At 45.9% G+C, this 13285-nt stretch carries 12 protein-coding genes; 3 read left to right on the forward strand and 9 right to left on the reverse strand.

The features are described 5' to 3' along the window. Positions 1–28: 28 nt before the first annotated feature. Genes MUY27_RS13385 through MUY27_RS13395 form a run of 3 tightly spaced genes read right to left on the reverse strand, consistent with a single transcriptional unit; the run spans position 29 to position 4859 of the window. The gene (locus MUY27_RS13385; RefSeq protein ID WP_245130543.1) at positions 29–2791 is read right to left on the reverse strand and encodes a PAS domain S-box protein; all 2763 of its coding nucleotides are present in this window, start codon (positions 2789–2791) and stop codon (positions 29–31) included. Positions 2792–2810: 19 nt separating this feature from the next. Then, entirely contained in the window at positions 2811–4082 is a 1272-nt protein-coding gene (locus MUY27_RS13390) for a serine hydroxymethyltransferase (RefSeq protein ID WP_245130544.1), read from the reverse strand. 30 nt (positions 4083–4112) lie between these two features. Beyond that, on the reverse strand, positions 4113–4859 hold the full coding sequence (locus tag MUY27_RS13395) for a segregation and condensation protein A (RefSeq protein ID WP_245130545.1): 747 nt from the start codon (positions 4857–4859) through the stop codon (positions 4113–4115). 204 nt (positions 4860–5063) lie between these two features. On the opposite strand from MUY27_RS13395, the gene dxs reads away from it, so the two are divergent. The 3 genes from dxs (at position 5064) to MUY27_RS13410 (ending at position 9032) form a co-directional block, all read left to right on the forward strand. Beyond that, a complete protein-coding gene (gene dxs / locus MUY27_RS13400) occupies positions 5064–6992 on the forward strand; it encodes a 1-deoxy-D-xylulose-5-phosphate synthase (protein WP_245130916.1) in 1929 nt (642 codons plus the stop codon). A gap of 145 nt (positions 6993–7137) precedes the next feature. Next, positions 7138–7434 (forward strand): GIY-YIG nuclease family protein, encoded by a 297-nt coding sequence (locus tag MUY27_RS13405; RefSeq protein ID WP_245130919.1) that lies wholly within the window; start codon positions 7138–7140, stop codon positions 7432–7434. Between the two features lie 407 nt (positions 7435–7841). Next, on the forward strand, positions 7842–9032 hold the full coding sequence (locus MUY27_RS13410) for a hypothetical protein (protein ID WP_245130546.1): 1191 nt from the start codon (positions 7842–7844) through the stop codon (positions 9030–9032). Between the two features lie 65 nt (positions 9033–9097). On the opposite strand, the gene MUY27_RS13415 is transcribed toward MUY27_RS13410, so the two are convergent. The 6 genes from MUY27_RS13415 to MUY27_RS13440 form a co-directional block, all read right to left on the reverse strand. After that, complete coding sequence (locus tag MUY27_RS13415) at positions 9098–11575, reverse strand: YfhO family protein (RefSeq protein WP_245130547.1); 2478 nt, start codon at positions 11573–11575, stop codon at positions 9098–9100. A gap of 62 nt (positions 11576–11637) precedes the next feature. Continuing rightward, entirely contained in the window at positions 11638–11934 is a 297-nt protein-coding gene (locus MUY27_RS13420) for a hypothetical protein (protein ID WP_245130548.1), read from the reverse strand. A gap of 2 nt (positions 11935–11936) precedes the next feature. Next, positions 11937–12185: a DUF4834 family protein gene (locus tag MUY27_RS13425; RefSeq protein WP_245130549.1), complete on the reverse strand. Its 249-nt coding sequence runs from the start codon at positions 12183–12185 to the stop codon at positions 11937–11939. A gap of 53 nt (positions 12186–12238) precedes the next feature. Next, a complete protein-coding gene (locus tag MUY27_RS13430) occupies positions 12239–12625 on the reverse strand; it encodes a hypothetical protein (RefSeq protein ID WP_245130550.1) in 387 nt (128 codons plus the stop codon). A 57-nt stretch (positions 12626–12682) separates the two neighbouring features. Then, positions 12683–12859 carry a hypothetical protein gene (locus MUY27_RS13435; RefSeq protein ID WP_245130551.1) on the reverse strand — a complete coding sequence of 59 codons (177 nt, stop codon included), beginning with the start codon at positions 12857–12859 and terminating at the stop codon, positions 12683–12685. Between the two features lie 68 nt (positions 12860–12927). Beyond that, positions 12928–13272, reverse strand: coding sequence for a hypothetical protein (locus MUY27_RS13440; RefSeq protein ID WP_245130552.1), 345 nt, complete (start codon positions 13270–13272; stop codon positions 12928–12930). Positions 13273–13285: the final 13 nt, after the last annotated feature.

A 13285-nucleotide genomic window follows, 5' to 3' on the forward strand; every position in this document is an offset into this window, starting at 1 on the left:
CGCAATGATACCCCCCTGCTTCTTTTTTTTACTGCTTCTGGAATTTACTCAGCTTATCGTACAGTGCCTTCGGTTCAAAAGGCTTCAAGACATAATCATTCATCCCGGCCTGACCGATCTGATCCATCTGGTTATTCAGCATCGAGGCTGTTAGGGCAATAATGGGTAGTTGTTTAAAGTAATTATCTTCCCGGCTGCGAATCTCTTTTGCTGCTTCTAATCCACCCATTACCGGCATGTGGATATCCATCAACACCACATCATAGTTGCGGTTCTGTTCTATCTTTTCGATTGCTTCCTGACCGTTCTCGGCAAAATCGGCGGTAGCACCCCACTTTTTAAGTACTTTGTTGATCAGTAACCTGTTGATCTGGTTATCGTCAACTACTAAAGCATTTAAATTTAATCCTGTTTCCACTAGATGTTTTTGATTTGTATAATCGTTTTCAGCTTTTGCAAAGGTAACGGTAAACCAGAAAGTTGAACCCTGACCGGGTATACTGTCTACATTAATCCGCGAATCGTGCAATTCAACCAATCGCTTGGTAATTGCTAAACCCAGGCCTGTCCCCCCATACTTACGGGTGGTATCCAACTCTGCCTGCTTGAACGATTCAAATATAGTATTTATCTTTTCAGCAGCTATCCCGATGCCTGTATCTGTCACTGCAAACCGTATCCGGATGTCTTTTGCAGATTGTTCGATCACTTTCACATCCAGCGTAACACCGCCGTTTTCTGTAAACTTCAGCGCGTTGCCAACCAGGTTAAGTAATATCTGTGTTAACCGCACGCGGTCTCCCAATACCGCAGCCTTAAAGCTATCCTCAATCACGGCGCGCAGATAAATATCCTTGCGGCCGGTCTTGTACTGCATAGAAGCAATAACGCTGTTTACAATTTCGCGCAAATCTATTTTAGCCCGTTCCAGCTCGACGTTACCGGTTTCAATCTTCGCAAAATCCAGCACGTCATTAATCAGCGTCAACAGGTTTTCTGCTGAAAATTTCAGCACATTCAGATTTTCCAGCTGCGACTCTGAAGGATTATCTTCCAGTAACAGGTGCGACATGCCGATCACGGCATTCAATGGAGTCCTGATCTCGTGGCTCATCACCGAGATAAACATATCCTTTGCCCGGCTCAGCGCCAATGCTTCCTCTTTGGCGGCGATCAACTCCAGCTCTGTTTTCTTTTTCGGCGTGATGTCTATGATAAATTCGATGTACTTATCTACCTGCCCTTTGGCATCCAGCACGACGGAGTTAATAACAGACACCCACATCGGCTGCCCATCTTTCCGGTAAGCCAGCATGTCTACCTCAAAAGATTGCTTATTGCGAGAAAGCTCGCGCGCTTTTTCGATGATACTGACGTCTGTCAGTTCGCCTTTTAGAATATCGCCGAGGTGCTCCCCTTTAAGATCAGCTACACAATAGCCGGTCATTTTTTCAAAGGCTGAATTTACCCATTCAACTTTGCCGAGGCCATCATTAATCACCACACCGCTCAGCGTATTGCTGGCCACCATCGAAAGCAGCTTTAATTGCTGATCTGCTTTCTTGCGTTCGGTAATATCAACAGCAACAGTGATTTGCCGCTCTAATTCGCCTTGCGCATTGTGGTAAGGACTGGTAGAAAAAAATACCCAAACCGGTGATTGATCTTTTTTATAGATCTGCAATTCCACCTCGTAGGGCAAACCTTGCTCTACCCTTTTGAGCGCATAGTTCAAGACCTCAAGATCTGTTTCAGGCCCTAACAACCTGTTGTTGAAGGATTGCCCCTTCATTTCTTCCAGGGTATAGCCTGTTATTTTCTCCAGGGCCTCGTTCATCCAGGTAATTTTGCCGTCCTTATCACGCAGCAAAATACCGCTTGGAGATTTACGCGTGGCAGAAGACAATATTTCTAAATCCTCTGCTATACTTTTGGCATAGGTAATATCCCGGCCGCTGGCATACCATTTATCGCCTTCGGATTTACCATACCAGCTGATCCACTTCACCGCACCGGTTCCGGTGACGATCGGTGTTTCTATTTCAAACGATTTTCTATTCCCTAACAGGTCGCTCTTCAGTTGCCTCCACAATTCGGGGCGTTTATCTTCCGGAAAATACTTCCAGATGGGCTGACCGGCGGCTTCCTGCACATTGTACCCCAATACGTTCACTACAGCCTGATTGATCATCAGTATCCGTAGTTCACTGTCCATAATGCAATGGATCTCGGGCGAACTGTTGAACAGGTTGTAAAACTCCTTATGCCATTGCAGGTTCTCTTCCAGTTCTTTTTTTTGCTTGCGCAATACCAGGTGCGATATGACTTCTGCGGCAAGGGTTTTCAGTGCATCACGCTGCTGATCGTTCAGGTGCCGGGGCTTCATATCGAAGATGCACAACGAACCGATGCGGTAACCTTCCGGATCTATCAGCGGGGCGCTGGCATAAAAACGAAGATTTAGTCCGCCTGTTACATGCGGACTATCTGCAAAAAGTTCGCTTTGGGTGGCATCGGGTACTTCTACCAAATGATCCTCCATGATGGTGTACCTGCAAAAGGCATCCATACGGGGAATAAAGTCGATATCCAATCCCACTTTTGACTTGAACCACTGCCTGTCCTGATCTATAAAACTGATAAATGCGAGGGGAACCTCGCAGATATAAGACGCCAGGCGGACAATCGCATCATATTGCTCTTCAGGAAGCGAGTCCAGAATATCATAAGCATGCAGCGCCGCCAGGCGCTCTTTTTCGTTAACAGGTACAGGATTCCGTTCAATCAACATACGCACATCGCACTTTCAACTACTTGTACAGAGGGAACTTTTCTGTCAGAGTGTGAACGCTTTTACGAACTTTTTTCAGGAAATGTTCGCTGTCCGGATTGTTAATTACGGCATCAATCAGGCCTACTACCTCTTCCATTTGTTTTTCTTTAAAACCCCTGGTTGTCAAGGCAGCAGTACCCACCCTGATACCTGATGTTACGAATGGAGATTTATCGTCAAAAGGCACCATATTTTTGTTCACGGTAATATCAGCCTGAACCAATGCGTTCTCTGCCGCTTTACCGGTGATGTTCTTATTACGAAGATCAATCAGGATCAAATGATTGTCGGTTCCGCCAGAAACGATATTATAGCCAAGGTTAACAAAAGCGCTTGCCATTGCAGCTGCATTTTTCTTTACCTGGATAATGTATTTCATATACGGATCGCTCAATGCCTCGCCATACGCTACTGCTTTAGCAGCAATGATATGCTCCAGCGGGCCACCTTGCGTACCCGGAAAAACAGCCATATCCAGCAATGAAGACATCTGCCTGATCTCGCCTTTAGGGGTTTTATGCCCGAACGGATTTTCGAAATCTTTACCCAGCATGATCATGCCGCCACGCGGGCCGCGCAGGGTTTTATGGGTAGTAGTAGTTACGATATGGCAATGCGGAAGCGGATCTGTCAGCAAACCGCGTGCAATTAAACCCGCAGGGTGAGAAATATCGGCCAATACCAGGGCACCAATTTCGTCTGCTACCTGGCGGATGAAGGCGTAATCCCAATCACGTGAATAAGCTGATGCACCGCAGATGATCATTTTTGGTTTTTCGCGCAAAGCTGTTTCGCGCAGCTGATCGTAATCTACACGGCCGGTCTCCTGGTTCACGCCGTAAAAGAACGGCTGGTATAATTTACCCGAAAAGTTTACCGGCGAACCGTGTGTAAGGTGTCCGCCATGAGAAAGGTCGAAACCTAAAATTTTATCACCCGGATTTAAACACGCCAACATTACTGCTGCATTAGCCTGCGCACCAGAATGCGGCTGAACGTTTACCCACTCTGCATTGAACAATTGCTTTGCACGCTCGATAGCAATCGTTTCAATCTCATCAACAATTTCGCAACCGCCATAGTAGCGCTTGCCTGGCAAACCCTCTGCATACTTGTTGGTTGCAACAGAGCCTGCCGCTTCCATTACCTGTTTGCTCACAAAATTTTCAGAGGCGATCAGCTCAAGGCCTTTCTCCTGGCGGTCCTGCTCTTCTTCGAGCAGGTTAAAAATTAATTTATCTCTTTTCATATAATTATTAACAACGTATAAGTTTCAAAATCAGGTGGTTTCTGCGGGTGCAACCCAAAAGTTATTATACCCCGTACCAATCTGAATTTTAATTAACTGCTGTTGCAACATTTCCAATAAAGCTAAGAAATTGTACACAAAATGAACTTTGTTTTCAGAGATTTTTGAAATAGTGGCAAACTCCAGCCGTTTATTAATTGCCAGCAGCTCGGATATCGCCTGCTTTTGCTGCTCAATGGTATAAGGATACTGTACCACGGTATGCTTAACAGGCTCGGTACGGGTTAGCCAGCGTTTGGTTACGCGTTCATAAGTGAGCATCAGGCGGTAAAGGCTCAGGCTGCTTAACTCTTCGCCAGGCTGTACCACTTCTTCCACCTGCTGTAGGTCATAGGCAATATTACCCCGCTTCTCGTGCTGCAGCCGCTCCTCTTCCATAGGGCGTAACTCTTCACATACCAGCTTAAATCGTTTGTATTCGATCAGCTTTCGCACCAGGTCTTCCTTCGGGTCTATCTCTGCGCCCGTTTCCGCATCATATCTGGGCAGCAGCATTTTCGCCTTGATGCGCATCAGGGTCGCGGCGACGAAGATAAACTCGCTGGCAATCTCCATATTCAGACTGCTCATCTGTTGAATATAGTTCAGAAAATCGTCCGTGATGCGTGCAATGGGGATGTCGTGAATATCCAGCTCATCCCGTTCTATGAAGAAAAGCAAAAGATCAAAGGGTCCCTCGAACTGAGGTAATCTTATTTCGAAATGATCTTCGGGCATAAAGAGCCGTAAAGATAGATAATATTAGGAGTAACAGGAACTTAAGCCTGAATTTTATTGTTAAAACAGGCGAAAGGCCAACTTGCGAGCAGCATTCACAACCTAAAAACTGATAGCTGTTAAAACTTATCATAAAAATATTTGTCACTACTATTACCGCAAAAATGACTTACTTTGTAAGTTCAAATACCGTATAGGATGTCAATGCAAGTACCTGCCGGAGATTTATTAAAAAAAATCAACTCACCCGCTGATTTAAAGCAATTTAGCGAAGACGAACTGGAACAGGTTTGTCAGCAGCTGCGTCAGTATATTATTGATGTGGTATCGGTAAACGGTGGCCATTTTGCCGCCAGTTTAGGCGTGGTGGAACTGACGGTTGCTTTGCACTATGTGCTAAATACGCCCTACGACCAATTGGTGTGGGATGTTGGTCACCAGGCTTACGGACATAAAATACTGACCGGCCGCCGGGATAACTTCCATACTAACCGGGTTTATGGCGGCATCAGCGGTTTCCCAAAACGCTCTGAAAGCGAATATGATACCTTCGGCGTGGGGCACTCTTCTACCTCTATTTCTGCTGCCCTGGGTATGGCTGTTGCATCGCACTACAAAGGCGAGTATGACCGCCAGCACGTTGCCGTTATCGGCGACGGCGCCATGACGGCCGGTATGGCATTTGAAGCGCTGAACCATGCAGGTATTGAGAATTCTAACATACTGGTTATCCTGAATGATAACTGCATGTCGATAGACCCTAATGTAGGCGCGCTGAAAGAATACCTTACAGATATTACTACTTCAAAGCCATATAACCGTTTCCGCGATGATATGGCTTATGTACTGGGTAAACTTTCGCAGGTTGGCCCTGATGCTTTTAAAATAGCCAAGAAAATAGAAAAAAGCATCAAAGGGACATTACTGAAACAAAGCAACTTATTCGAGTCGCTGAAGTTCAGATATTTTGGGCCTACTGACGGGCATGACGTGAAACACCTGGTAAAGGTACTGCGTGATCTACGCGAAATCCCCGGACCAAAAATCCTGCATTGTGTTACCGTAAAAGGTAAAGGCTATGCGCTCGCCGAAAAAGACCAGACCAAGTGGCATGCGCCAGGTTTGTTTGATAAAATTACCGGCGAAATAAAGAAAACTTACCACGAAAAGCCGCAGCCGCCTAAGTACCAGGATGTTTTTGGCCATACCATTATTGAACTGGCCGAGCAGAACAAGAAAATTATGGGTATTACCCCGGCTATGCCCAGCGGTAGTTCGCTTAACCTGATGATGAAGGCCATGCCTAACCGGGCGTTTGACGTAGGTATTGCCGAACAGCATGCCGTAACCTTTAGCGCTGGTTTAGCTACTCAGGGTTTGGTGCCTTTCTGTAATATTTACTCCAGCTTTATGCAACGTGCCTATGACCAGGTAGTGCATGACGTTGCTATTCAAAAACTAAACGTGGTGCTTTGCCTTGACCGCGCCGGTATCGCCGGTGCCGACGGACCTACCCACCACGGCGCTTATGACCTTGCTTACTTCCGTTGCATCCCGAATATGATCATCTCTTCCCCGATGAACGAGGAAGAGCTGCGTAACCTGATGTATACCGCCCAGTTGGAAAACATGGGGCCGTTCGTGATCCGTTATCCGCGTGGTAATGGTGTCATGGTAGACTGGAAACGTCCGTTTAAAGCCCTGCCTGTAGGCAAAGGCCGTAAAATTTGCGACGGTGTTGATGTAGCTATTCTCACCATTGGTCATATCGGTAACGAGGCCGTAAATGCTACCGCTTCGCTGAATGCCGAAGGCTACTATCCTGCCCATTATGACCTTCGTTTTGTTAAACCGCTTGACGAAGCCCTGCTGCACGAAGTGTTTAGCAAATACCAGCATGTGATTACCGTTGAAGATGGTTGCCTTGAAGGTGGTATGGGTAGTGCAGTGCTTGAATTTATGGCCGACCATAATTACCAGGCACACGTTGTCCGCCTGGGTATTCCAGACCGTATTATTGAACATGGTGAGCAGCCTGAGCTATGGGCCGAGTGTGGTTATGATGCGGATGCTATTGCCCAACAGGTAAAGGCATTCGGAATAAGCCATACCCCGCATATCATCGCTTCCTAATTTAGCTTTAATAGCTCTAATAGCCATTTAAGTTACTTCACACGCTCTGGCAACGTATCAGCAGCCTGCCCGATAAATGATAATTATTGGGGAAGTTGTGCTCTCTTATTGTATCCTGAGAATTATCAAGTCAACTCGTATTGAGATGTACCAATATTTTGTATATATACTCAAGTGTCGTGACAATTCCTATTATACAGGTATTACAAACGATTTGGAAAGGCGCTTACACGAACATCAGACTGGGTTGAATAACTTTGCTTATACTTATAACAGGCGTCCTGTAAAACTTGTATTTTTTGAACGGTTTATTGATATTAATCAAGCCATTGCGTTCGAAAAGCAGGTAAAGGGATGGAGTCGTAAAAAGAAAGAGGCACTTATTGATCAACAATGGGAGTTATTGCCAGAGTTGTCAAGAAAGCCCAAAACAAAGTTGTAGATAAAATCTTTTCATAAGGGTGCTTCGACAAGCTCAGCATGACAAAGCGAATAACTTATTCCGGATGTCACCCTGAATTTGTCGAAGGGCAAAAATAATTGATGATGATTCGACAGGCTCAGCATGACAAGAGCGAATTAACTTATTCCAGAGGTCACCCCTTATCGAAGGGCAAAAATGGTTGAGAATGCTTCGACAGGCTCAGCATGACATAAGCGAATCGACTTATTCCGGATGTCACCCTGAGCTTGTCGAAGGGCAAACGATGAAGAATGCTTCGACGGGCCCAGCATGACAAAAGCGAAACAACTTATTCCGGATATCACCCTGAGCTTGTCGAAGGGTAAAACAATTAAGAACGACACACAACACCCTAAGCACTACATAGGAAACAGCCAAACTATCCCATGGAACCTTCAGCACGTAAAAGTTTTAACGAAAATTTCAGCGAAGCGAAATACCGCGATCTGCTGAACAAACTGAATAGCGGCTTACCAGCGCCTGTTGCTTTTCGTGTTGCCGAAACACCAGTGTTTATCCCGGACGCTTTTCGCGATCAACTGATCGCTGCCGGCGAAGAGATTATTCAAACCATCCTTCAACCAGATTTCAAGCAGCTGACAGAAAACGCCATCCCGGAAAAGTGGCGCATACCGAACGAGAATAACCATCCGCATTTTATCGCTTTAGACTTTGGCGTTTGCCGTGACGATGCAGGCAACCTTGCCCCTAAGCTGATCGAGCTGCAAGGCTTTCCCTCTTTGTACGGATTCCAGGTTTATCTTTCGGAGACGTGTAAAGAAGTTTATGATATTGATGATACCTGGCAACCTTACCTCAGTGGCTTGGATAAGGATACTTACCTTAAACTGCTGGAAAGAACTATCCTTGGGAAATACCTACCAAGCGAAGTAGTGCTGATGGACGTGAACGCCAGGCAGCAAAAAACAGTGGTCGATTTTCACCTTACTTCTCAATACCTGGGGATTCCAATTGTATCCCTGGAGGAATTACGCGAGCATAACGGGCAATTGTTTTACGAGAAAGAAGGCGAAGTGCTGCGGATCAAGCGGATATATAACCGGTTGATCTTCGACGAAATTGACAATGATCCAAAGATATTTGACAAGGTGGTAGACATTCGCAAGCCTTTGGACGTGGAGTGGATTACGCACCCCAACTGGTTCTATCGCATTAGCAAGTATACCATGCCGTTCCTGAAAGGCGATTACATCCCTGTGAGCCGGTTTGTTAACGACTTAAAGCAACTACCCGAAAATTTAGCAGGCTTTGTATTGAAGCCTTTGTTTTCTTTTGCGGGGCAGGGTGTAATGATAGATGTAACGGAAAGCAGCATCCGGCAGCTTAAAGACCCCGAAAACTGGATACTGCAGCAGAAAGTGAATTATGCGCCTGTTGTGCAATCGCCGGAGGGTGGCGTAAAAGCCGAGATCAGGCTGTTGTACCTTTGGCCCGATGGCGATGAACGGCCTACCTTAGCCATTAACCTGGCCAGGCTTAGCCGTGGCAAGATGATCGGCGTACGTTACAACAAAGATTTTACCTGGGTTGGCGGCAGCGCCGGTTTGGTAAAATAAGCCAACCTTATAAAAGTATTGATAAGCAAAAAGGCACCTCGCGGTGCCTGTGCTATTTGTATCTTTTATTTTTTCTGCGGTGTCGCAGGTTCCGGCTTCTTTTTGTACTCGCGGAAGGCTACGCCTCCTAATGCCAGTGCCAACAGGATTGAACCGGCCAGGGAAATACCTTCACCTGTATAATAAGAAGTTGGGTGGAATACAAATTCAATCTTATGGTTACCCAACGGAATTTGCGCTGCACGCAGGATATAGTCTGCGCGGAAATAAGGCTGCTCTTTACCATCGATCAGCATTTTCCAGCCCTTGTCATAATAAATTTCAGAGAAAACAGCCACCATTGTCGCGGTTGCGCCGCTCTGATAAACCATATGATCCGGTGCGTAGCTGGTTAACGTTAGTGTCGCGGTTGGGTCTACCTGGTTCTGTTTCTCGTCAATCAGTTTACGGAAACGTTTATCAACGATCGCCTCATTCTTAGGGTCGAAGCTGCTGATGGCTTGCATTTCCTGATCGGCGTTATCTACGTACTTCACATTCTTCACGAACCAGGCATGTCCGCAAGCGGTTTGGTTCACCTGCATGCTCGCCTGCTGATTTTTTGGATCAGAATTGATGATGTACTTGGTATTCAGCATATCCAGCACATCCTGGTTAACAGATTTAGTTAATTGATTATCGATCAGTTCCTGGTAACGTTTTAACTTAGCAGCGTGGTAGCCGCCGATGCTTTTATGATAATAAGAGGTAAATGCGTTGGTGAACGGATCGCTTGTCAAATCCAGCACGCGGAAATCCGGATCGGTATCGCGGAGAATAAACTGATCAACCTCGCGCGGTTTGATCTGTTGCGAAAGTTCCTGCTTTTCGCCAAAATGGTCTTCAGAAAGGAAGCGTTTATCTACCGTCCACATATCTACCAACGCCAGGATCAGGAAGCCAATAGAGGCAGTAGCCACATTCAGCTTATGTTTAATCAAAGCCCAAACCAGGCCAAACGCAATCACAATAAAGATCAGCGAGCGGATTGCATCATGCTGCTCTAACGACTTACGGTCTTCGATCAATGCGCTGGCAATGCTGTTAGCAGTACCAGAATCGCCCCCAAGCATTTGTGTAAGCTGGGCGATCATGTTCTGGTGTTCTGGTCCTTTAAAGCTCAAGAACAGTTCCGGCACTGCCAGTAAGATCAGGGTCAAGCCACCGGCGATACCACCGGCGATGTACAATTTCTTTAACAAGTATTGTTCGTCTTTTCCGGCGATCACTTCCTGTACGGCCAGTAAGGCTAATATCGGCACACACAAACCGGCTACAGCTAAAATTGATTCAACCGCGCGGAACTTGTTGTATAACGGGAAGTAGTTGAAGAACAGGTCTGACAGGAACGGCAGGTTCTTACCGAATGACAGGAACATCGTCAGGACGGTAACTGCCAGCAGCCACCATTTCAACCTGCTCTTAACAATCAGCAAGCCTAAAATGAACAGGAAGCAAATTCCTGCGCCAAAATAGAACGGACCTTCTGTAAATGGCTTATTCCCCCAATAAGTACCCAATTGCTGTGCAAGTCCTTGCGCCTGTTCCGGCGAAGCACCTTTTTGGGTAAGGGTTTGCACCACTTTAGAATTCTCCTGCACCGGGGTGATCGCGCCACCGCCGTAAGCATTCGGCACCAGGAAAGTGAAACATTCACCCACACCCTGGCTCCATTGGTAGGCGTATTCTTTGTCTAAACCATTAGATGGCTCTGAAGTATGCTGGGTAAGGTTGGATTTACCACGGTTTGATTCTTTGCCGTACTCATAGGTGGTCCACAACATAGAAGCATTCACTGCAAGCGCCAAAAGCGTAGCAGCAGCCAGGTAAACAATAGACGTAAAGAAGGGCTTGGTTTGTTTTGCTTTGATCGCGTGGTACAATTCGATACCAACCAATACCAGGATAGCGATCATCAGGTAATACGTCATCTGGATGTGGTTCGCACGGATTTCCATTGCCAGGAAGAACGCCGTAAGCGCGCCACCCAACCAGTACCTTCCGCGGAGCGTCAGCAAGATACCTGCAATGATCGGTGCAAAAAATGCAATCGCAAACGCCTGGTTAGCATGCCCGGCATCAAGCAGGATAATATTATAGGTGGAGAATGTAAACGCAATAGCGCCGGCAGCGGCAAGCCATGGGTTAAGCTTCAGTACGCAGAACAATAGATATGCGCCTAAAAGCATGATCAGCACGGTATCTACCGGGTTCGGGAAAATGTCCTTTACTACTTTTACTACCCAGGTAGTGGCATTTGAAGGGAAGAACGTCCAGATCTGGTAGGCGGGCATACCGCCGAACATGCTGTTAGTCCAAAGCGGGGCAGTTCCCGTTTTGGCCTTGACGTCCATAATTTCTTTTTGAGTAGCCTGCGCGCGAATCACATCGCCCTGGCTTAACACCTTACCCTGAAACGCCGGAAGGAAGTAAATAAAACAGATTACTATAAAAATTCCGGTAATGGCCAGGTGTATGCCATTGCGCTTTAACCAATTGTTCATTTAATTCTAAAAATTGAATTCCAAAAATAGGAATTTGACCGAGAATAGAAACGATTTGTTTTTCAGGCGGTAGTACCGCAGCCGCTGTTTAAAATCAGCAGGATGCCTGCAATTAAAATAACGATGAAGATGAGATAAGAAATGAGGTTAATGCGACCAAAATCCTCACGGTTGAAATAGATCGTATAGGCATTGTATGCAGCCATTCCTGCTATAAATATCCAGAAAAACCAGTTGAGCGGCGCACAATGCGCATAAAACGGAACTACGAAGCATACCAGGATGGCATCCACCACAATCAGGCTGAAGATCCACGGCGTGCCATGGTGCCTGCGGTTAAATACTTCCTTGGGCAGCATGGTTATTTAAGCTCTTCGTAGTCGATGAACTCCCCTTCAGAGTCGGGTACGGATTTCTTTTGCGCCGGGGGCATATAATCTACCCGGATACTACCGTTAGGGCGTTGCTGTTCGCGGTATTGTTGCTGATTTTGCTGTTGCTGGGCCTTGTTTACCAAACCCTGGAACAACATAGGAAGAAAAATGCGGGCCAGACTTTTAATAATGTATAACACGCATATAGAGATGATCAGGAGCCTAATCAGTATCATTTTCTAAAATTTTAGCTTACAAATATAAGTTTAATAACGAATAAAAAGTTTGTTTATGATAGGGACGATGTCTCCTGCTGGTCATGCAGGTACAGGGCTAAAGCGAAAGCAATGATATAAACTACCTGCTGCCCGGCCAGCCCCCAATCCTGCAGGAGGGTTGTACCGAAAATCAACACACTGATGATTAACCCACCGGTGATATATCCAAGGCGACTAAGTCTGCCGCCTAATAAGATCAGTAACCCGGTAAGCGCCTCTAAAAAAGGCAACACATACAAAAACGCGTTCGTCAACGCTGGCGGCAGAATAGTGGAACCAAAAGCTGCACCCGATTTAGCTACAAAAGCAGGCAAGTTAGGTATACGGACGATGCCGTGCATCAGCATATTGATACCGAGGCCGATCCTGAAAATGTGTATGGCTTTAAACTTGTTCATTAGCTGATGTATTAATAACGAGCCTCCTTTATTCAGGGAGGCTCGTAGCTATATCAATTATTTACAAGGACAATCCTTGGTTGGTTTTGGGCAATCTGCCTTTTTGGTGCAGTTTTCTTTGCTGCAGCAAGAGGTTTGTTTTGCTTTAGCTTTTTTTACAACTACTACATTATTAGCCATTAAAGAAGTTGCGGCAAAAGCGATTGCCAGCACACTTAAACTTAATTTTTTCATTTTTTTAAAATTTTAAATGTTAAATAATTTCAAGAAGTACAACGGTTTAGGTTGGTCTGGAAAATTACTTAACAGGTGCGTGGCGGTTTCCAGTTGGAAGCATGGTAAGCAGACAGATCGCCCATTTTATAGAGAGAAACCGGCTTCGGAAGTGCATACGCCGGAGTAATAGTTATCCGGACAGGTTCTGTAACGATAAACCCGCAAAGACTGCAAGAGAACATCATGGTGCAAGCAGGCTTATCACAACCACTATCTGCTTTGTTGTCTTGGTGATGACAAGCCACTTTGCCAGCCATTTTTTTACAGCATTGATGAAGCTTTTTCACCGGCATAGCTTCCGCCCGCTCCAAACCGCTAAACGCGGTAAGGAAAAACATGCATGCTATTAATATCACCGATAACAGTTTCATCAGCCACTAAGTA

Origin of the sequence: Mucilaginibacter straminoryzae (assembly GCF_022953055.1) — a bacterium.
Classification (GTDB): domain Bacteria; phylum Bacteroidota; class Bacteroidia; order Sphingobacteriales; family Sphingobacteriaceae; genus Mucilaginibacter; species Mucilaginibacter straminoryzae.